Raw genomic sequence first — 17751 nt, forward strand, 5'->3', positions numbered from 1 at the left:
GCGCCGTGCTGTCCAGCGCCACCCAGGGCCCACGGGAGATGCTGGCCGGGYAGCCCGCCCGGTTGGTGCCGGTGGGTGATGCCCACGCTCTGGGCCATGCGATGGCCGAGGAACTGGTCCGGCTGCGCAGCCTGCTTCCTCAGGAGCGCAGCGTGCGTTACGCGACGGCGGCCTACGATCGCACCAATGCGGTTGCCCGCACGCTGGGCTTTTATCGCGACGTGATGCTCCATCGGGCTGCCCGGGCCAGGGGCTTCGACGCTGAGGATGAAGCTCACGCCGCCTGGCACATTTGATGTTCAAGCGGCCGCGCACCGACTTCTGGCAGGTCGGCATCGTCCCTGTTCCCATTGAAGACATCGATGCCCGCCGGCTGAGCGCCGCGCGGGAGCGCATCACATGGTTGCCCGATGCCGGCCGCTGGCGTTACCTGGCCGACCCTTTCGGCCTGGTACGTGGAGACGCCCTGCACGTGTTCGTCGAGGCCTTCGACTACCGCGTCAAGCGTGCCACCATCGAGCGCCACGAGTTCGGCCTCCCCGACCTGGCCTGGCGCCGCCAGTCGACGGTGCTGGACCGGCCCTTCCACCTGTCCTATCCCCAGGTCTTCGAGCACGACGGCGAAACCTGGATGGTGCCGGAGAGCTACCAGGCCGGTGAGATCGCCCTCTACCGCGCCTGCGACAGGTCCCTCAATCACTGGGAACGCGAATGCGCCTTGCTGGGCGGCCTGCCCGGGGCGGATGCGTCCATCATCGAGCATGAGGGACACTGGTGGATGTTCTACACCCTGGTCGGGCCGGGAGCGCGCGACCAGCGTGAACTGCACATGGCCCATGCGCCGGCATTGTTCGGGCCCTGGGTGCCACTGGCCGCCAACCCGGTGCGCGTGAACCGCGAAGGCGCCCGCCCGGCGGGCCGGCCCTTCATCGGCCGTGACGGCGTGCTGACGCTTCCGGTGCAGGACAGTTCGACCGGCTATGGCGGCGCGACGCGCCTGCTGCGTTTTCCACGCCTGACGCCCGGGCAGGTCGAGATCGAGGCGAGCCTGGAGCGGCTGACCGGCGATCTGGTCAGCGACAGCCACCAGGCCGGCCTGCACACACTGACGGGCTGCGGCGGTTACACGCTCATCGACGTGAAGCGCATCGACCGCTCGCGCGGCAAGCAGTGGTTGGATTTGAAACGTCGCTTTACACGGATAGGGCGCCTGTTGGATCGCTGAGACGCCGCCCGCACACACCCGGGCCGCACAGGTCTACCATGGCTCTTCATGAGCCCCCAGCCTCCTTTTAGCGAGCGCATCGCCGCGCTGACGGCGGCCCTGGAGCCCCAGGTCATCGCCTGGCGGCGTGACCTGCACCAGCACCCCGAGCTCGGCAATCGCGAATTCCGCACCGCGTCCGTCGTCGCCGAGCATCTGCGCAGCCTGGGCTTTGACGAGGTCAAGACGGGCGTCGCCCACACGGGTGTCGTCGGGCTGCTCAAGGGCGGCCTGGCCGGTGGTGTTGTCGCGCTGCGGGCCGACATGGATGGCCTGCCGGTCACCGAAGAAGTGGAGCTGCCGTTCGCATCCAAGGCTCGCGCGGTATGGAACGGTGAGGAGGTCGGCGTCATGCATGCCTGCGGGCATGACTGCCACGTCGCCATCCTGATGGGCGTGGCCAGCATCCTGGCCAGTCTGCGCGCCGACCTTCCCGGCACGATCAAATTCATCTTCCAGCCGGCCGAGGAGATGCCCCCCGAAGGCGAGGAGGGCGGGGCGGCGCTGATGATCAAGGAAGGCGTGCTGGAGAGCCCGACGCCCAGCGCCATCTTCGGCCTGCATGTCACCTCGCGCCAGCAGGCTGGCGTGATCGGCTACCGCCCGGGGCCGACGATGGCGAGCAGCGACAAGCTCAAGATCACCGTGCAGGGCAAGCAGACCCATGGCGCCGCGCCCTGGCTGGGCATCGATCCCATCGTCACGTCGGCGCAGATCGTGCTGGGCCTGCAGACCATCGTCAGCCGCACGCTCGACCTGAACCGCGAGCCGGCGGTCGTGACCATCGGCGCGATCAAGGGCGGCGTGCGCGAGAACATCATCCCGGACTCCGTCGAGATGCGCGGCACGATCCGCAGCTTCGACGAGGGCATGCGCGAGGCCATCCATGAGCGCGTGACCCAGTTGGCCGAGGGCATCTCGGCCGCTTCGCGCGCCAGCTGCAAGGTCTGCATCACGCGCAACTACCCGGTCACGCGCAATGACCCGGTGCTGACCGAGCAGATGGTGCCGACGCTGACCCGTGTGGCCAGCACCGGTCCGAGGCCCATGGGTATCGAGGTCGTGCCCAAGGCGACGGGGGCGGAGGACTTCTCCTTCTTCCAGCGCCTGATCCCTGGCCTCTTCTTCTTTGTCGGCGTGACGCCGCCGGAGATCGAGCCGACCAAGGCCTACTCCAACCACTCGCCGCGCTTCATCGTCGATGAGCGCGGGCTGGAGGTGGGCGTGCGCGCACTGGCCAATCTGGCGGTCGACTACCTGGCCGGCAAGGCTTGATCAGGGTGATTCTTGCGAGGCGCCGTTGTCACGCAAGCGTCTCAGCTTATCGAGCGTCTCGACCGTCTTTTCATCCGGTTCGGGCGCATCCCACAGCCACGTCCTTGATCCGCCGCAGCTTCCTACATGACGGCTCTCTCCAATAAAGAAGAGATACGTTTGACCTGGGCTCAGTGCAATGTCGTGTTGCTCCCACGTGGAGTAGACATCATCTCGATTGACCTCGAGCTGCTTGAATGACTCCAGGACTACGTACCTAGCACCGTATCGCCTATTACTTTCCTTTTTCACCTCGGTGACGCGAACAATCATCACTTCCTGAGCGCGCTGGAATTGTMTCTCCAGGGTCATCCCAATGCACAAGGCTGAAGCGATGCCCTGGTGTAGGAATAGGGCCAAAGCAACCGCGATGTATTTCATTGGGTGTCAACGAATGAATTCAGCCGACCAGCCAGCGGGGCTGCCGCTGGTCGTCTGCAATGAATGGTAAGACCGCCGCATTGAAGTGCCTCAGACCCGCCCTTGATGACTGGACTTTGCCGAGCAGCGGCGCCGGTCACCGCATCGTAGCCGCGAAGGGTTGACCGGTCCTGGCGGCGAACTACCGCCCGTGGCCTGCGCGCTGAACAGCGGCAATGGCAATGGCTGCACAGAGGGCACTTCTGAGTGTGCCTGCGCCGCCCGATCAACTCGGCGCGAGGTTCAGGAAGAAGCGCGACAGCCAGCCCACGGCGTGGGCGTCCGCGGTAGCGCCGCGGCCGCGCTGCTCGATGCGCACATTGGCCACCGACGTCGACGGCACCGCATTGCCCTGCGCAATCATGCGCGGGTCGACCTGGCCGGAGAAGCGCAGCACGTCGACATTGCGGTTCACGCCGATCTGCTTTTCGCCGCTGATCATCAGATGGCCGTTGGGCAGCACGCCGGTGACGACGGCCGTGATGGCGCCGGTGAACTCGTTGGTGTTCTGGTTGCTGCCCTTGCCCTTGTTGTCATTGGCCGATGTGGCCTCGGCGCTGGCCCTGCCGAATGCCTTGGGCGAGATGCCCGGCACCGCGGTGATGCCGGCCGACAGGCTGCCCGTCTTGCTCAGCTCGCTGGTGCTCGTCTGCGAAGCCGAGACGCGTTCGGTGATGTTGACCGTCAGCGTGTCGCCGACGAGGCGGGCGCGGTGGTCCTCGAACAGCGGGCGGTAGGCAGCGGCCTGGTAAATGGAGCCATTGGTGGGCGCCATGGCCTGCACCGGCGGCAGGTTGACGACCGGCGTGTGGGCCAGCTCGACCTGGGGCTCCGGATAGGGCGTGGCGCAGCCGGCGAGCAGGGCGGTGGCGACCAGGAGTCCAGTGCGTGCAACGATTTTCATGACAACTTGTCCATTCATAAGGCCGCGGAGCAGGCCGCTCATCCAGCGGCGCCGCGGAACCGGCTTTGCCGGGCCGCTGGCGCGCCCCCTGGGGGAGCGCGCGAGCGCTACGGGGGGAGCTAGATCTGGGCGAGCTTCTGCAGCATCTGGTCGGAGGTCTGCACGGCCTTGGAATTGAGTTCGTAGGCGCGCTGGGTCTGGATCATCTGCACCAGTTCCTCGACGACGTTGACGTTGGAGGTCTCGACGAAGCCCTGTTGCACCGCGCCAATGCCGTTGTTGTTGGGCGAGCCGGTGTTGGGCGTGCCGCTGGCGGCCGTCTCGGTGAACAGGTTCTGGCCCTTGGGGTCCAGGCCGGCCGGATTGACGAAGGTGGCGAGCTGCAACTGGCCGACGGTCTGCGCCGCGGCCTGGCCGGGCAGGGTGACGCTGACGGTGCCGTCGTTGCCGATGGTCAAGCTCTGCGCGTTGGCGGGAATGGTGATGCCGGGCAGCAGCGTGTAGCCGTTGTTGGTGACCATCTGGCCATTGGCATTGAGCTGGAACGAGCCGTCGCGTGTGTAGGCGGTCGTGCCATCGGGCTGCTGGATCTGGAAGAAACCGTCGCCCTTGATGGCCAGGTCCAGGTTGTTGCTGGTCTGCTGCAGATTGCCCTGCGTGTAGATGCGGGCCGTGGCCACCGGGCGCACGCCCAGGCCGACCTGCAGGCCGGTGGGCAGCGTGGTCTGGTCGGTGCTGTTGGAGCCGGCCTGACGCATGTTCTGGTAGATCAGGTCCTCGAAGACGGCGTGCGAGCGCTTGTAGCCATTGGTGGCGACGTTGGCGAGGTTGTGCGAGATGTTGTCCAGCTGGGTCTGCTGGGCTTCCATGCCGGTCTTGGCGATCCAGAGTGAGCGCATCATGGTCAGGTACTCCCTAAAAGTTTGGCGGACTGCTGACCCTGGGTCTGCGCGATCTGCAAGAGCTTCATCTGCTGCTCGAACTGGCGGCCCGCGGCGATCATGGCGACCATGGTCTCGACTGGGCTGACGTTGGAGCCTTCCAGCGCGCCGTCCTGCAGGCGGGCGGCCTGGTTGGCAGGAAGGTCGCCCTCTAGAGCGCGGAACAGGCCGTCGTCGCCACGCGTGAGTTGGTTGGCCGCTTCGGGCGTGACGAGCTTGAGCCGGCCCACCGTGGTCGGTTTCTGGTTCGGTGCCTTGGCACTGACGGTGCCGTCGCTGCCGATGGCCACCTCGCTGTTGGCTGGCACGTTGATCGGCCCGCCGTCGCCCAGCACCGGCATGCCGTTGCGCATGACGAGGATGCCTTCGGCGTTCACGTCCAGCGAGCCGGCACGGGTGTAGGCCTCGGTGCCGTCGTTGGCCTGCACGGCCAACCAGGCATTGCCCTGCATGGCCACGTCGAGGTTGCGGCCGGTGGGCGTGAGCGGCCCCTGGGCGTCGTTGTAGCCAATCGTGGTCTCCAGCGCGAAGGCGCGCGTGGAGGCGCCGTCGCCGCGCACCGGCACGGCGCGAAAGGCCTGCAGTTCCGCCCGAAAACCATTCGTGGTGACGTTGGCAAGATTGTGCGAGAGCACGTCCTGCCGTTGCATGGCCGCCTTCGCGCCCGCCATCGAGAGGTAGATCATGCGGTCCATGTGCGCTCCTTTGCTTGGTGCGCGCGCCAGCGCCGCACCTCCTCAAGCGGCCGCCGTGGAACCGGCTTTGCCGGGCCATTGGCGGCGCCCCCTTGAGGGGGAGCGCCGAAGGCGCTTCGGGGGTGGGTCATCCCTTGCGAGAGCACGTCCTGCCGCTGCATGGCCGCCTTGGCGCCGGCCATCGAGAGGTAGATCATGCGGTCCATCGCGCGTCCTCAGCCGTCGTGATCAGCGCAGGTTGACGATGGTCTGCAGGACTTGGTCCTGCGTCTTGATCGTCTGTGCATTGGCTTGGTAGGCGCGCTGGGCCGTCACCATGTTGACGAGCTCGGCGGTCAGGTCGACGTTGCTTTCCTCCAGCGCGCCGGACTGCAGCGCGCCCATGTTGCCGTCGCCCGGCACGCCGACGACCGCGTCACCCGAGGAGACGGTGCGGATCCAGACGTTGCCGCCCATGGTCTGCAGGCCTTGCGGGTTGCGGAAGCTGGCGAGCTCGACCTGGCCGGCCGGCTTGCTCTGGCCGTTGGAATAGCGGGCCTGGACGATGCCGTCGTTGGCGACCTGGATGCCGGTCAGCTGGCCCGGGGCATAGCCGTCCTGGGTCAGGTTGGTGACCGCGAAGCTGCTGCCGTTCTCGGTCGCGCCGGTCAGGTTGAGCTGGATGCCGGGAATCGCCAGCGTCGGGTTGCCGCGCGTGCTGGTGCCGGCCGGCACGGACATGGAGATCGTGCCGGGCGGTGTCGTCGCGCTGCCGGCGATGGCCGAAGGCGCGCCGCCGGTGGGCGGGAAGGTGACGGTGGTGTAGGGGATCGTCGGGTTGCCGTTGGCGTCCAGCGGGATGGCGTTGCCGGAAGCATCGGTATCGAAAGGCGTGCCGTTGGCAGTCGCGTAGACGTTCCAGACGTCGTTGGGCGGCACGGCGCCACTGGGGTCGGTCGCGCGCTGGAAGTAGAAGGTCACGGCGACGTCCTGGCCCTTGGCGTCGTAGGCCGTCATGGACGTCGCGTTGTTGTAGGTCGTGCTGTCCTTCAGGTCCATGCCGGTGCCCGTGCCGCCACCGGGGGCGGTGGCCTTCAGGCGGGAGTCGAGGTTGAGCTCCATGCTGACCTTGGTTGTCACGGCGGGCGGGATGCCGCCGGTGGGCAGCTGCAGCGGTTGGGCCGTGCCGGGTTGGATGACACCCGCGCCGTTGGCCGGATAGCCCATCAGCTTGAGGCCCTCGTTATTGACGATGAAGCCATCCTTGCTGACCTTGAACTGGCCGTTGCGGGTGTAGCGCGTCGGGTTCACACCGTCGCTGACCTGGAAGAACCCGCCACCGTTGATGGCGAGGTCCATCGGGTTTTCGGTCGTCGTGATATTGCCCTGGGTGAACTGCTGGGCGACGGACTGCAGGCTGGTGCCGATGCCGACCTGGTTGGCGCCGGCGCCGTTCAGCGCCGCGGCGTAGACGTCGGAGAACTCGGCCCGCGAACCCTTGGCGCCAAAGGTGCCGGAGTTGGCGATGTTGTTGCCGATGACGTCCAGGTTCTTGGAGGCGGCATTGAGCCCGGAAAGGCCTTGCTGGAAGCTCATGGGGAGTCCTTGCTATGCGGGAGAGGTGATCAGTTGACCGAGGAGACGGCCGTGTAGTCCACGGGGCCGAGGCGTTCGAGATTGAGCTTGAGGCTGCCGTTCTCGCTGTAGACGGCGTCCACCTTGTCGTGGGCGTAGAGCGTGGACGTGACGGCCTTGGCGCCGTTGGCTGCGGTGATGCGGTACTTGACTTCGGTGCCCTCAGGCACCTTGGTGCCGGCGGGCCAGGAGAAGGTCTGGCGGCCCGAGCCCTGGGCACCGAGCTGCACGGTGTCGATGACATTACCGGCCCCGCCGAGGATCTCCAGCTTCACGGTCTGGGCCGCGCCGTCGAGCTCGTAGCTGCCGTCGGCAGCACCGTTCTCGACTTGGATCTTGTCGCTGGGCACGCTGACCTCGCGGCCCACCAGCGAGATGGACTGCAGGGCCTGCATCTGGCCGAGCTGGCCGCCCAGGCTCTTGATGCTGGTGTCTAGCGTGGACAGGCTCGTCACCTGCTGGATCTGCGCCATCTGGCTCGTCACCTGCGCGTTGTCCATGGGGTTGAGCGGGTCCTGGTTGTTCATCTGCGCGACGAGCAGCTTCAGGAAGCGGTCCTGGGTTTCGGCGGCGTTCTTGGCGGAAACGGTGGGCGTGCCCGTCGTGCTGCCGTTGAGTGCGGTGATGTCCATAGCGGGCTTTCAGCGGTCAGGACTGGCCGAGTTGCAAGGTCTTGAGCAGCAGGTTCTTGGCCGTGCTCATCACCTCGATGTTGTTCTGGTAGGAGCGCGACGCCGAGATCATGTTGACCATCTCTTCCACCGGGTTCACGTTGGAATAGGTCACATAGCCATCGGCATCGGCCTGCGGATGCTTGGGGTCGTGCACGCGGCGGCCGGGGGTCTGGTCCTCGGTGACGCTGGTCACGCGCACGCCGGCGCTGCCGCTGTCGTTGCCAGCGCCCATCAATTGGGTCTGGAAGACGACCTGGCGCGCCTTGTAGGCCTGGCCGTCCGGGCCGGCCACGGTGTCGGCATTGGCCAGGTTGCTGGCCACGACGTTGAGGCGCTGGCTCTGGGCGCTGACCGCGCTGCCGGCGACGTGGAAGATCTGGAACAYGGACATGGTTCAGTCCTCCTCAGCTCTGGTTGTGCGACTTCATCGCATCCAGCGTCGTGCGTACGGCGCCGTTGATGAAGCGCAGCGTCGCCTCGTACTTCACCGAGTTGTCCGCGAAGCTGGCGCGCTCGCGGTCCATGTCGACACCGTTGCTGTCCAGGCTGGTCTGGGACTGCAGCGCGTATTCCTTGCCGCTCTCGCCGCGCGCACCGGCCAGCGGTGCGATGTGGCCGCGCTGCGTTGCGGCAAGAGCGCCGGGCATGCCGATCTCGCCGGTGGCTTCACGCAGGGCCTTGGCGAAGTCCATGTCGCGAGCCTGATAGCCTGGCGTGTCGGCGTTGGCGATGTTGCTGGCGAGCTGGCGCTGACGCTCCGCCCGCAGCGTGAGCGCCTGGGTCTGGAAGTTCAGCGTGTCTGTCAATCGGTTCAACATCTGGGGGCCTCTTTCGAGGTTGCTTTCGAGCTGAAGGGCCGGGATGGCTCTTCTCGCAAATTGTCTGGAGCAGCTCCGAAAACATGAGCGGGATAAACGGGGGCAAAGCCGTTCAATTCCGACCTAGGGACTGCYGGCCCCTCTCTAGAGTGGCGGCCATGCTTCGTGCCACCCTGCTCCTTGTCTGCATGCTGCTCTCGGCCGATCCCGGCCTGGCGCAGACCGTGCCTGCGTCGGTGCTTGATCCGGCGCTGGTGGAGCGGGTGCGCGTGCTGGCCGAGACGGCCGCGCGCGCCGCGGCACCTCCCAATACCCGTGTGGCCGTTGAGATCGGCGTACTTGACGCCCGGCTGCGCCTGGCGCCCTGCCAGCAGATCCAGCCTTATCTGCCGCCCGGCATGGCCGTCTGGGGCAAAAGCCGCATCGGCCTGCGCTGCACCGATGGCGTGGCGCGCTGGAATGTCACGCTGCCAATACGCGTTGCCGTCTTTGGCCGCGCCGTTGTCGCCAGCGGCCCGCTGCCGGCTGGTGTGAATTTGTCTCAAGAACAGCTGGCCGTGGCCGATATCGACATCGCAGCCGAGCCCGGCGCCGTCTTCACGGATCCGGCCCTGCTGATCGGCCGCACGCTGGCCCGCCCGCTGGGCGCCGCCGAGGCGGTGCGCGCGCCGGCGCTGAAGTCGCGCCAATGGTTTGCCGCCGGAGAGACCGTGCAGGTCCGGGTTGCGGGTGAGGGATTTGCCGTCGCCTCCGAGGCGCAGGCTCTGTCGGCGGGCATCGAGGGCCAGGAGGTCAGGGTGAGGTTTGAGAGTGGTCGCGTCGCCAGCGGCCGAGCAGTCGGCGAACGCCGCGTGGATGTGTTGCTATGAGCAAACTGCCACGAATCTTGAGAACTGGCCGGAAAAACCGGCCAATTCCCGCTCAAGTTCCTAGGCCCGGGGCCGATACAGGAGGAAACTCCCCTGCAATGCCCTCTGCGGGGCCCGCCCCGCACCCTGGAGAAGCTCATGAAGATCGGTAACAGCCCTGACGGCACCGCCAGCCCGCCCAAGGCCGAGCGCCCCGCCTCGCGCAAGCCCGAGGCTGCCGGCACGGCCGATGTCGTCCGTCAGACCGCCCAAGCCGCGACCTCTGCGCCCAGCGCCCAGGTCGCCATTTCCAACACCGCCAAGCTGGCTGCCAGTGGCAGCGCCGACGACGGCAGCTTTGACGCCGCCAAGGTCGCACGCATCTCCAAGGCCATCAGTGAGGGTAAGTTCACGGTCAACGCGAACGCCATCGCCGACAAGCTGGTCTCAAATGCGCAAGAATTGCTGGACAGCCGCGTCAATAAGCACTGAACCATGACCGCCATCGCTCCGTCCACCCTCGGCACCGAACTCGAACAGCCTCTGCTGGCTGTCGAGGCTGCGCTGAACCAGCTCGGTGATGCGCTGGCCCGCCGCGACGCGACGGCCATCGAACAGCATGCCGCCGAGCTGCACCAGCACCTGGCCCGCGCCGTGCAGAACTTCAGCGAAGCCGCCCGCACCGGCAGCGTGCCCAGCGCCCTGCGCAACCGCCTTGTGCGTGCCGGCGGCCTGCTGGCCGCCCAGCGCGAAGCCCTGGCCCGCGGCAATGCTTCGCTGGATCGTGCGCTGGACGTGCTGATCCCGAGCGAACCCACCGGCCTGTATGGCGCTGGCGGCAAGGCCGAGCGCCGCAGCGTCGGCGGCGGCAGCTACCAGGCCTGATCGCGCCCCAAACGAAACAAGCCACCTCGCGAGGTGGCTTTTTTGTGCCCGTTCGGCCCGAGCAGGCAAAGAAAAGCGGCCCTGGGGGGCCGCTTGTCATTGCGCGGGCTCCGCTTACTTGGCTGCCAGGGCAGTGGTGCGGCGCACGACCGGGGCCGGGAAATCGCCCAGCTCGCGAGCGGCGTTCTCGCCATGGTCGGCGGCCAGCGCTGCGGTCTGTTCGACCTGCAGGTCGGTCGCCCTGACCGTCAGGATGGCCTGACGGGGCAGCTTGACGGTTGCGACGGCGGCAGCCTTGGCGGTGGCCGGCGTCGTCGCTTCGACACCCTTCTCACCTTGGAGGGCAGCCAGTTCGCCGCTGTTGCGGGCGGCCACGAGGTCGGCGATGACGGATTCGCGGGTTGTTTGTGCGGAGGCGGCGCCGGCAGCGATCAGCAGGGCGGCGGCAAAGACGGTAGACAGCTTGCTCATGATGATTTCCTTCAAGTTCCGTGGCGGGGCGTTCCGCCTGGTTTGCTTGGGCATCGCGACCGCGGTGTCCATGGGCTGAACTCTAGGCAGTCAGGCTCAGTAGAAACACCAGGAGCGGAGCAATGCGTCGTTCAGAAAAGGAAAACAATCAACGACCTGAATAAGCTGTTGTGCCGGAAAAATATCGAATTTATTCCGATGCTGACCGGGCTCAGCGGGTAGCCGCCTGGCGCACCTTGTCCAGATAGGCGTGTCCATCCGGCGGCAAGCCGCTTCGCTGGGACGCCCACACCATTTCCCCCAGGGCTTCCATGGCGACATGGTGGGCCTCGTGGCGGGAATTGCGCTTGGCAGCCAGCAGGTCGATGGCCTGGCGGATGCCCGAGGGCTGGTCGATGGCGTGTTGCTCGGTGATGGTCAGATGCATGGACAGATGCAGGAAGGGGTTGGTGCGCCCTTCCTCCACCGTGTAGACCTTCTCCAGCGCTGCGGCTTCGTCGGCGAGATCGGAGTGGTACTCCGGATGCTCGGCGATCCAGTCCGCTGCAAGGGCTTCCATCGGGATCAACGGCGCGCCGTCGCGCCACTTGCGGTAGGTGGCGCAGAAGAAGCGCCGGACTTCGAGCTGGGATGGGGCGAACATGACTCGATTGTCGCCGCGCACCTTCAAACCCTGCCCTCAAAGAGGCGGTGCGGCGTCCTGCCTGTCCCAGCCGCCACGCTGGGCCTTGCGGTGCGCGTCCTCGGCCTCGCGCTCGGCGGCGATCAACTGCTCGAACTGCTGGCGGCCCAGCCGGGCAGCGGCGATCAGCGCGCCCTCGTCACCCTGCAGCGGCACCATGGTGTTGAGCACGTCGATGTTGTGGCGCCGGAAGCGCATGGCCTGGCGGCGTGCGGCGTGCGGCTCCATGCCGGTCAGCTCCAGCACGCTGCGCGCGCTCATCAGCGCGGCGTCGAAGGTCTCGCGCTCGATGTGGCGCACGCCGGCTTCATGCAGCTGGTAGTAGTGCTGCACATTGCGTGCGCGGGCCACGACGGTGAGCTGCGGGAAATGCTCGCGCGCCAGCTCGGCAATCTCGACGCTCTGCGCGATGTCGTCGATGGCGATGACGAGGATGCGCCCCGTTGCCGCCCCGGCGGTCTTGAGCATGTCCAGCCGTGTCGCGTCGCCGTAGTAGACCGTCCAGTCGAAGCGACGCAGGCTCTCGATGGCCTCGGAGTCGTGGTCCAGCACCGTGGCCTCCAGCCCATTGGCGCGCAGCATGCGGGCGACGACCTGACCGTAGCGGCCACTGCCGGCAATGATGATGGGCGAGGGCGGTGGCGGCGTAGCTTCGGCGCGCTTCTTGAGGCCGCGGCGGGCGAGCTTCTGCGACATCAGCCGGTCGCCGCCGGTCAGCAGCAGCGGCGTCAGCGCCAGCGACAACGCCACGGCCGCCACCAGGGCCGAGTTCTGCGCCGCGCTGATCATGCCCTCGCTCTGGGCGAGCTGGAAGACGACGAAGCCGAACTCGCCGCCCTGGGCCAGCAGGATGACGAAGGCGGGCCGCTCGACCAGCGGGATCTTCATCGCCTTGGACATGGCCACCAGCACGAAGATCTTGCAGCCCAGCAGGGCCAGCACCAGCAGGGCCACAAAGCCCGGCTGGGCGGCGACGGCCTTCAAGTCCAGCCCCATGCCGACGGCGATGAAGAACAGGCCGAGCAGCAGGCCCTTGAAGGGCTCCAGGTCGGTCTCCAGCTCGCGGCGGTATTCGCTTTCGGCCAGCAGCACGCCGGCCAGGAAGGCGCCCAGCGCCATGGACAGGCCGACGAGTTGCATCAGCGCCGCCGTTCCCAGCACCAGCAGCAGGGCCGCGGCGGTGAAGATCTCGGGTGTCTTGCTGTGGGCAATCCAGCGCAGCGCGGGCCGCAGCAACAGGCGACCGCCAAAGACGATGACGATGATGGCGCCCAGGGCCTTGCCCGCCGCCAGCCAGGTCTTGCCGTCGCTGTCGTCTGCTGCGCCGCTGAGCGCCAGCACTGGCACCAACGCCAGCACGGGAATGGCGGCGATGTCCTGCAGCAACGCAACCGACAGGATGCTCTCGCCCGCCGTCGTGCGGCCGAGGTTGCGCTCGGCCAGCACGGCCAGCGCCACGGCGGTGGACGACATCGCCAGGCCCAGGCTGACGACGACGGTCAGCCGCCACGGGTAGCCCAACGCGAGGCCCACCACAGCAAGCGCCGCCGCGCAGCCCAGCAGCTGTACGCTGCCCCAGCCGAAGATGGGCCGGCGCATCGCCCACAGCCGCTTGGGCTCCAGCTCCAGGCCGACGAGAAAGAGCATCAGCACCACGCCGAGCTCGGCGACCTCGGGGATGGCCGTGGATTCAGGGATCAGCCCGAGCACGGCCGGGCCGATCAGCAGGCCGGCGACGAGATAGCCGAGGATGGAGCCCAGGCGTGCCCAGCGCGCCAGCGGCACCGCCAGCACGGCGGCGGCCAGGAACACGAGGGGCAGTTGCAGCCAATTGCCGTGGCTCATTCGTCGCTCCCGGCATCCAACGTAGAGAACAACGGTGGCCGCTCGTCCAGAGCAACGGCCTCCTCGTCGCCGATGGCCGGCTCGGCGAGGTGCTCGCACCACTCGGGGTAGTGCGCCAGCCGCTTCACGAACAGCTCGGCATGGGCGGTGATCTCGGCGTCCGTCACGCGGTGGGCGCCTTGCAGGATCTGCGGCGGCAGGTAGTTCATGCCGCAGGTGTGGGCCGACTGCCGGTAAGGCAGCAGGAACTCGTCGATGGGGTGATGGTTGTGGCCGCCCGGCGCATAGGCCTCGGCACCGCCGCCGGTGGAGGCGACCAGCCAGAAGTCCTTGCCATGCAGGGCCGTGCCGCCGGGCCCATAGGCCCAGCCCAGGCGCGGCACCTCGTCCAGCCAGAGCTTCTGCAGTGCCGGCATGCTGTACCAGTAGATGGGATGCAGCATGACGACCAGCTTGGCGGCTTCGAGGGCGCGTTGTTCGGCGTCGACGTGGATGTGGAAGTCCGGATAGAGGCGGTAGAGGTCACGCAGCTCGACCCGGTCGACCGCAGGCGAGGCACGCAGCGCATCGAGCAGCGTGCGGGTCGCATGGGAGCGGGCCAGGTCGGGGTGGGCGGCGAGGACGAGGATGTCGCGGGCGGTACTGTCAGGCATGGCCCGCGAGGTTAACTGCTCGCGGGAGCCTGTGCGGCAGCGGGCATAGCCCAGGCTCCTAGAACTTGAAGGCCAGACCCACCTCGGCCTTCTGCTGCGTGAAGCGGTCGCCGTCGCTGCGGCGCGAACCGTAGCGGTTGTATTCGACGGTGGCGGACACCTGCGGTGCGAGCTTCCACTCCAGGCCGCTGCCGAACATGGGCCGCACGAAGGACTCGCGATCGGTGTGGCCCAGCGAGTCGCTGGCCTTGAGCCGGTTCACGGCCAGGCCGACCTTGCCGAAGAGTGCGAAGGAATCGCCGAGCGGGGTGGTGGCCCGTGCGGCCAGGTAGGCGACGCTTGTGGACATCTTCAGCTGGTAGGAGGAACCTGGCGTGGGGTCGGCCGCGTGGTAGCTGCCGAAGGCGCCGTAGCCCAGCTCGGCCGCCCAGGTGGGCGTGAACCGCAGCCCGGTGTACAGCTTCATCGCATGCGGCTTGTTGTCGTTGGCCACGTCATGGCCGTTGATGCTGAAGTTCGCCTCGCCGGGAGTAGTGAGGTTGAAGCCGACGTAGGGGTCGGCGGCATGCGCGGGCAGAGCGGCCAGCGCGGCAACGGTGAGGAACAGCACAGCTTTCAAACAAGGCTCCGGTCGGTGGTGGAAAGGACCGGGCCATTGTTGAAAGCCGTGGCTTAAGGAATGCCCAAGACGATGGCCGGCAACCGAAGTTCGAAGCGCGCACCGCAACCACTGCCGTCGGGCCACGTGAGGCCGTCGCCCAGCGTGACCTGGCCACCCAGTCGGTCGGCAGCCCGCGCCACGATGGCCAGGCCCAGCCCGCTGCCCTGCACGTCATGCCCGGCGCCGCGCCAGAAGCGCTCGAAGGCCTGAGGGCGGTCGGCGGGCGCAATGCCCGGGCCGTCATCGGCAACAGCCAGCCGCAGGCCGTCGGGCGTGACGTCGAGACTGACCTCGATGCGGCGGCCGCGGCCCACGTAGCGCAATGCGTTGTCGAGCAGGTTCTGCAGCAAGGACTGCAAGGCCACGGTGTCCAGGCGTACCGGCAGCTGGTCCGGCGCGTCTAGCGCCAGCGCAATGCCGCGCTCGCGTGCGGCGCCCGCCTGCTCGGCCAGTCGCTGCGCGCAGAAATGCGCGAGGTCGAGGGCGACCGGCGCGGCGGGCTGCTCGTTGTCGAGGCTGGCCAGGTCCAGCAGCTGGCGCGACAGGTGGGCGCTGCGTGCGATGGCTTGTTGCAGCCCGGCGGCGGCAGTGGTGCGTGCGTCGGCATCAGCTGCGTGTACGAGGGCGTGGGTCTGCGTGGCGACGACGGCCAGCGGCGTGCGCAGCTCGTGCGCCGCCTCGTGCACAAAGGCGCGTTCACGCGCGCGGCGCCTGCTCAGGCGGCTCAGCAGTGCGTCGAAGGCCTGACCCAGCGGGCGCAGCTCACGGTAGTGCAGGTCCACGTCCAGCGGTGCCAGGTCCTGCCGCAGGTCCAGGCTGTTCAGCCGGCGAGCAAAGCGGCGCAGCGGCGCCAGGCCCGTGTAGACGGCGATCCACAGCGGCAGCAGCATCAACGGGAAGCCCACCAGCAGCTGCATGCCCAGCGCGCCGCTGGCAAAGCCGAGCAACTGGGCGCGCGACAACGCCGGCTCGGCCAGCCGCAGCGACCAGCGCGGCCCGTCCTGGCGGTAGGTCCAGTGCGTCCGGCCGGCGATGGTCTGCTCGCCGACGCCCGGCTTGGCAATGGCATCGCCGGGTGCCGACGCGTAGACCTGTCGGCCTTGACGGTCCAGCAACTGCATCAGCAGCGGGCCTGTCGTCATGGTCTGCCCCATGCGCAGCCCGTTGATGTAGCGCGTGTGGCCATCGAGCACCCGGGCAGCCAGCGCGGGATCGTCGATCTCTTCCAGCCCCGCGGCGAGCTGCCGGCCCAGCTGGCGCACACCCGGGTCGGTGGCCAACTGGTGCTGGACATCGAGCTGGTCGTCCACCAGCAGCAGCACCGAGCACAGCGTGAAGGCGAGCAACAGCGCGAGGATGAGCCGGCGCGTCAGCGTGGGTTGCAGCCATTCGAACTTCATGCACATTCGAGCCAGTAGCCCACGCCGCGCAGCGTGCCGATGCGGGCCGCGCCCACCTTGCGGCGCAGGTTGGCCAGGTGCACCTCCAGCGTGCCGAACTCCATCGGCTCGCCCAGCGGCGCCAGGCGTTGCGCGAGCTGGTGCTTGGCGACCACACCGCCGCGTTCGCGTGCCAGTTCCAGCAGCAGCTGATATTCGCGCGGCGACAGCGCCAGCTCAGCGCCCTCCAGCAGCACCCGCTGGCGACGCGGCTCGATCGTCAGGCCGCCCAGCGTCCACTCGTCGCTGGCCTGCTGGGCGCAGCGCCGCAGCACCGAGCGCAGGCGCGCCATCAGTTCGGGCATCTCGAAGGGCTTGACCACATAGTCGTCGGCGCCGCCGTCGAAGCCGGCGAGGCGGTCCTCCAGCGTGGTGCGTGCGGTGATGACGATGACTGGCACTGCGCTGCCCTGGCGGCGCCAGCGTGTCAGCAAGGCGCGGCCGTCGCCGTCGGGCAGGGTCTGGTCCAGCAGCACGGCGTCCTGCGCGGCGGGGTCGAGCTGCCGGGGCGCGTCGTTGGCGCGCCGCAGCCAGGTGCTGCTGTGCCCTTCGGTGCACAGCGCGGCCTGCAGCGCAGGCCCCAAGCCGAGGTCGTCCTCGATCAACAGAATGTGCATGGAACGGTGGTGTCGCGTGGGCTACGGTCGATCAGGGCGCGCGAGGTTAACGTAGTGGCACACCCGCCACCTTGCGTCACCCTGCATGCGCCACTTCGACACCCTTGCCGATCTCGAATCCCTGATCGGCCAGCCCCTGGGCCACAGCGACTGGATCACCGTCGACCAGGCGCGCGTGAACGCGTTTGCCGAGGCGACCGAGGACAGGCAGTGGATCCACGTCGACCCCGAGCGCGCCAAGGCGGGGCCTTTCGGCGGACCGATTGCGCATGGCTTCCTGACGCTGTCGCTGATCCCGTATTTTTTTGAGACCGGCTTCTCGGTGCGCGAGTCGCGCATGGTGCTGAACTACGGCCTCAACAAGGTGCGCTTCACGAAGCCGGTGCCGGTGGGCAGCCGGCTGCGCGCCGGCTTCAAGCTGCTGGCCATGGACCCGGTGGCCGGTGGCGCGGTGCAGTTGACGGTGGAGGTCGCCATCGAGGCGGAAGGTGTGGCCAAACCCGTCTGCGTGGCGGAGAGCCTCGCTCGGCACTATCGTTGAGCCCCTCGCCCAGGCGTGCCACGCTGAACGCGGGCACGACTGGTCGGTCCCCCAAGGGGACGGCGATGCTTGCGACATCGAGCCGCAAGCACATCGCCAAGGCGGGCCGGCTTGGGAGCGGCCCGGCGCTCGTCCCGCGAGTGCCATTGAATGCCCGGATAGCATGGCCCCCATTTCCACAACCGCTCCGCGCTGTTCCATGGCCTCCAGCCTGCTTGTCCTGCTCGACGACATCGCCACCATCCTTGACGACGTGGCGACCATGACCAAGGTCGCCGCCACGAAGACCGCCGGCGTGCTGGGCGACGACCTGGCGCTCAACGCCCAGCAGGTCACCGGCGTCAATGCCGATCGCGAACTGCCGGTCGTCTGGGCGGTGGCCAAGGGGTCGCTGCTCAATAAGGCCATCCTGGTGCCTGCGGCCTTGGCCATCTCGGCTGCCCTGCCTTGGGCCATCACGCCGTT

At 67.8% G+C, this 17751-nt stretch carries 24 protein-coding genes; 8 read left to right on the forward strand and 16 right to left on the reverse strand.

Annotated elements, in window-relative coordinates:
* From AC1DU6_RS07790 to AC1DU6_RS07800, 3 genes are all read left to right on the forward strand, one after another.
* Positions 1 to 296, forward strand: a 296-nt coding sequence (locus AC1DU6_RS07790; RefSeq protein ID WP_477856554.1) for a hypothetical protein, incomplete at its 5' end; no start/stop codon positions are given.
* Entirely contained in the window at positions 296 to 1225 is a 930-nt protein-coding gene (locus AC1DU6_RS07795) for a glucosamine inositolphosphorylceramide transferase family protein (RefSeq protein ID WP_056199157.1), read from the forward strand. The genes AC1DU6_RS07790 and AC1DU6_RS07795, both read left to right, overlap by 1 nt.
* Before the next feature lie 48 nt (positions 1226 to 1273).
* Positions 1274 to 2539 (forward strand): amidohydrolase, encoded by a 1266-nt coding sequence (locus AC1DU6_RS07800; RefSeq protein ID WP_477856557.1) that lies wholly within the window; start codon positions 1274 to 1276, stop codon positions 2537 to 2539.
* Here the strand turns inward: AC1DU6_RS07800 and AC1DU6_RS07805 are convergent, their stop codons facing one another.
* From AC1DU6_RS07805 to flgB, 9 genes are all read right to left on the reverse strand, one after another.
* Positions 2540 to 2959, reverse strand: a complete 420-nt coding sequence (locus AC1DU6_RS07805; RefSeq protein WP_477856559.1) for a hypothetical protein — start codon at positions 2957 to 2959, stop codon at positions 2540 to 2542.
* A 265-nt stretch (positions 2960 to 3224) separates the two neighbouring features.
* Entirely contained in the window at positions 3225 to 3902 is a 678-nt protein-coding gene (locus tag AC1DU6_RS07810; protein ID WP_477856561.1) for a flagellar basal body L-ring protein FlgH, read from the reverse strand.
* A gap of 119 nt (positions 3903 to 4021) precedes the next feature.
* Complete coding sequence (flgG, locus tag AC1DU6_RS07815) at positions 4022 to 4804, reverse strand: flagellar basal-body rod protein FlgG (RefSeq protein ID WP_457324129.1); 783 nt, start codon at positions 4802 to 4804, stop codon at positions 4022 to 4024.
* A 2-nt stretch (positions 4805 to 4806) separates the two neighbouring features.
* Positions 4807 to 5538 (reverse strand): flagellar basal-body rod protein FlgF, encoded by a 732-nt coding sequence (gene flgF, locus AC1DU6_RS07820; protein WP_457354225.1) that lies wholly within the window; start codon positions 5536 to 5538, stop codon positions 4807 to 4809.
* Positions 5526 to 5744, reverse strand: a complete 219-nt coding sequence (locus AC1DU6_RS07825) for a hypothetical protein (RefSeq protein WP_457324127.1) — start codon at positions 5742 to 5744, stop codon at positions 5526 to 5528. The genes flgF and AC1DU6_RS07825 overlap by 13 nt, the downstream gene beginning before the upstream one ends.
* A 22-nt stretch (positions 5745 to 5766) precedes the next feature.
* Positions 5767 to 7113 carry a flagellar hook protein FlgE gene (gene flgE, locus AC1DU6_RS07830; RefSeq protein ID WP_457324126.1) on the reverse strand — a complete coding sequence of 449 codons (1347 nt, stop codon included), beginning with the start codon at positions 7111 to 7113 and terminating at the stop codon, positions 5767 to 5769.
* 29 nt (positions 7114 to 7142) lie between these two features.
* A complete protein-coding gene (locus tag AC1DU6_RS07835; RefSeq protein WP_056199134.1) occupies positions 7143 to 7784 on the reverse strand; it encodes a flagellar hook assembly protein FlgD in 642 nt (213 codons plus the stop codon).
* Positions 7785 to 7800: 16 nt separating this feature from the next.
* On the reverse strand, positions 7801 to 8217 hold the full coding sequence (gene flgC / locus AC1DU6_RS07840) for a flagellar basal body rod protein FlgC (protein WP_477856563.1): 417 nt from the start codon (positions 8215 to 8217) through the stop codon (positions 7801 to 7803).
* Between the two features lie 13 nt (positions 8218 to 8230).
* The gene (gene flgB, locus AC1DU6_RS07845) at positions 8231 to 8644 is read right to left on the reverse strand and encodes a flagellar basal body rod protein FlgB (RefSeq protein ID WP_477856565.1); all 414 of its coding nucleotides are present in this window, start codon (positions 8642 to 8644) and stop codon (positions 8231 to 8233) included.
* 158 nt (positions 8645 to 8802) lie between these two features.
* Between flgB and flgA the strand changes: the two genes are divergently transcribed.
* The 3 genes from flgA to AC1DU6_RS07860 all read left to right on the forward strand — a co-directional run bounded on the left by flgA (position 8803) and on the right by AC1DU6_RS07860 (position 10377).
* Positions 8803 to 9513 (forward strand): flagellar basal body P-ring formation chaperone FlgA, encoded by a 711-nt coding sequence (gene flgA, locus AC1DU6_RS07850; RefSeq protein ID WP_457324125.1) that lies wholly within the window; start codon positions 8803 to 8805, stop codon positions 9511 to 9513.
* Positions 9514 to 9651: 138 nt separating this feature from the next.
* Positions 9652 to 9984: a flagellar biosynthesis anti-sigma factor FlgM gene (gene flgM / locus AC1DU6_RS07855; protein WP_056199125.1), complete on the forward strand. Its 333-nt coding sequence runs from the start codon at positions 9652 to 9654 to the stop codon at positions 9982 to 9984.
* Positions 9985 to 9987: 3 nt separating this feature from the next.
* Positions 9988 to 10377 carry a hypothetical protein gene (locus tag AC1DU6_RS07860; RefSeq protein ID WP_056199123.1) on the forward strand — a complete coding sequence of 130 codons (390 nt, stop codon included), beginning with the start codon at positions 9988 to 9990 and terminating at the stop codon, positions 10375 to 10377.
* Between the two features lie 114 nt (positions 10378 to 10491).
* Here the strand turns inward: AC1DU6_RS07860 and AC1DU6_RS07865 are convergent, their stop codons facing one another.
* The 7 genes from AC1DU6_RS07865 to AC1DU6_RS07895 form a co-directional block, all read right to left on the reverse strand.
* Positions 10492 to 10848, reverse strand: a complete 357-nt coding sequence (locus AC1DU6_RS07865) for a hypothetical protein (protein WP_457323395.1) — start codon at positions 10846 to 10848, stop codon at positions 10492 to 10494.
* Between the two features lie 211 nt (positions 10849 to 11059).
* A complete protein-coding gene (locus tag AC1DU6_RS07870; RefSeq protein WP_457323396.1) occupies positions 11060 to 11491 on the reverse strand; it encodes a DUF1841 family protein in 432 nt (143 codons plus the stop codon).
* 36 nt (positions 11492 to 11527) lie between these two features.
* Positions 11528 to 13375 (reverse strand): glutathione-regulated potassium-efflux system protein KefC, encoded by a 1848-nt coding sequence (kefC, locus tag AC1DU6_RS07875; protein ID WP_457323397.1) that lies wholly within the window; start codon positions 13373 to 13375, stop codon positions 11528 to 11530.
* Entirely contained in the window at positions 13372 to 14028 is a 657-nt protein-coding gene (gene kefF / locus AC1DU6_RS07880; RefSeq protein ID WP_082532748.1) for a glutathione-regulated potassium-efflux system oxidoreductase KefF, read from the reverse strand. The genes kefC and kefF overlap by 4 nt, the downstream gene beginning before the upstream one ends.
* A 58-nt stretch (positions 14029 to 14086) precedes the next feature.
* Positions 14087 to 14638, reverse strand: coding sequence for an outer membrane beta-barrel protein (locus AC1DU6_RS07885; RefSeq protein WP_457323402.1), 552 nt, complete (start codon positions 14636 to 14638; stop codon positions 14087 to 14089).
* 62 nt (positions 14639 to 14700) lie between these two features.
* The gene (locus AC1DU6_RS07890; RefSeq protein WP_457323398.1) at positions 14701 to 16089 is read right to left on the reverse strand and encodes a sensor histidine kinase; all 1389 of its coding nucleotides are present in this window, start codon (positions 16087 to 16089) and stop codon (positions 14701 to 14703) included.
* On the reverse strand, positions 16086 to 16745 hold the full coding sequence (locus AC1DU6_RS07895) for a response regulator (RefSeq protein ID WP_056199107.1): 660 nt from the start codon (positions 16743 to 16745) through the stop codon (positions 16086 to 16088). The genes AC1DU6_RS07890 and AC1DU6_RS07895 overlap by 4 nt, the downstream gene beginning before the upstream one ends.
* 85 nt (positions 16746 to 16830) lie before the next feature.
* On the opposite strand from AC1DU6_RS07895, the gene AC1DU6_RS07900 reads away from it, so the two are divergent.
* Both AC1DU6_RS07900 and AC1DU6_RS07905 read left to right on the forward strand, forming a co-directional pair.
* Positions 16831 to 17286 (forward strand): MaoC family dehydratase, encoded by a 456-nt coding sequence (locus tag AC1DU6_RS07900; RefSeq protein ID WP_056199105.1) that lies wholly within the window; start codon positions 16831 to 16833, stop codon positions 17284 to 17286.
* 199 nt (positions 17287 to 17485) lie between these two features.
* The coding region (locus tag AC1DU6_RS07905; RefSeq protein ID WP_477856568.1) for a DUF808 family protein at positions 17486 to 17751 on the forward strand (266 nt) is incomplete at its 3' end.

Source organism: Roseateles sp. P5_B10 (assembly GCF_056400485.1).

Bases quoted from the DNA above. Each gene is read 5' to 3' on its own strand.
- AC1DU6_RS07795 (WP_056199157.1), top strand. From the start codon at position 296: ATGTTCAAGCGGCCGCGCACCGACTTCTGGCAGGTCGGCATCGTCCCT.
- AC1DU6_RS07800 (WP_477856557.1), top strand. From the start codon at position 1,274: ATGAGCCCCCAGCCTCCTTTTAGCGAGCGCATCGCCGCGCTGACGGCG.
- AC1DU6_RS07810 (WP_477856561.1), bottom strand. From the start codon at position 3,902: ATGAAAATCGTTGCACGCACTGGACTCCTGGTCGCCACCGCCCTGCTC.
- flgG (WP_457324129.1), bottom strand. From the start codon at position 4,804: ATGATGCGCTCACTCTGGATCGCCAAGACCGGCATGGAAGCCCAGCAG.
- flgF (WP_457354225.1), bottom strand. From the start codon at position 5,538: ATGGACCGCATGATCTACCTCTCGATGGCGGGCGCGAAGGCGGCCATG.
- AC1DU6_RS07825 (WP_457324127.1), bottom strand. From the start codon at position 5,744: ATGGACCGCATGATCTACCTCTCGATGGCCGGCGCCAAGGCGGCCATG.
- flgE (WP_457324126.1), bottom strand. From the start codon at position 7,113: ATGAGCTTCCAGCAAGGCCTTTCCGGGCTCAATGCCGCCTCCAAGAAC.
- AC1DU6_RS07835 (WP_056199134.1), bottom strand. From the start codon at position 7,784: ATGGACATCACCGCACTCAACGGCAGCACGACGGGCACGCCCACCGTT.
- flgB (WP_477856565.1), bottom strand. From the start codon at position 8,644: ATGTTGAACCGATTGACAGACACGCTGAACTTCCAGACCCAGGCGCTC.
- flgA (WP_457324125.1), top strand. From the start codon at position 8,803: ATGCTTCGTGCCACCCTGCTCCTTGTCTGCATGCTGCTCTCGGCCGAT.
- flgM (WP_056199125.1), top strand. From the start codon at position 9,652: ATGAAGATCGGTAACAGCCCTGACGGCACCGCCAGCCCGCCCAAGGCC.
- AC1DU6_RS07860 (WP_056199123.1), top strand. From the start codon at position 9,988: ATGACCGCCATCGCTCCGTCCACCCTCGGCACCGAACTCGAACAGCCT.
- AC1DU6_RS07865 (WP_457323395.1), bottom strand. From the start codon at position 10,848: ATGAGCAAGCTGTCTACCGTCTTTGCCGCCGCCCTGCTGATCGCTGCC.
- AC1DU6_RS07870 (WP_457323396.1), bottom strand. From the start codon at position 11,491: ATGTTCGCCCCATCCCAGCTCGAAGTCCGGCGCTTCTTCTGCGCCACC.
- kefC (WP_457323397.1), bottom strand. From the start codon at position 13,375: ATGAGCCACGGCAATTGGCTGCAACTGCCCCTCGTGTTCCTGGCCGCC.
- kefF (WP_082532748.1), bottom strand. From the start codon at position 14,028: ATGCCTGACAGTACCGCCCGCGACATCCTCGTCCTCGCCGCCCACCCC.
- AC1DU6_RS07890 (WP_457323398.1), bottom strand. From the start codon at position 16,089: ATGAAGTTCGAATGGCTGCAACCCACGCTGACGCGCCGGCTCATCCTC.
- AC1DU6_RS07895 (WP_056199107.1), bottom strand. From the start codon at position 16,745: ATGCACATTCTGTTGATCGAGGACGACCTCGGCTTGGGGCCTGCGCTG.
- AC1DU6_RS07900 (WP_056199105.1), top strand. From the start codon at position 16,831: ATGCGCCACTTCGACACCCTTGCCGATCTCGAATCCCTGATCGGCCAG.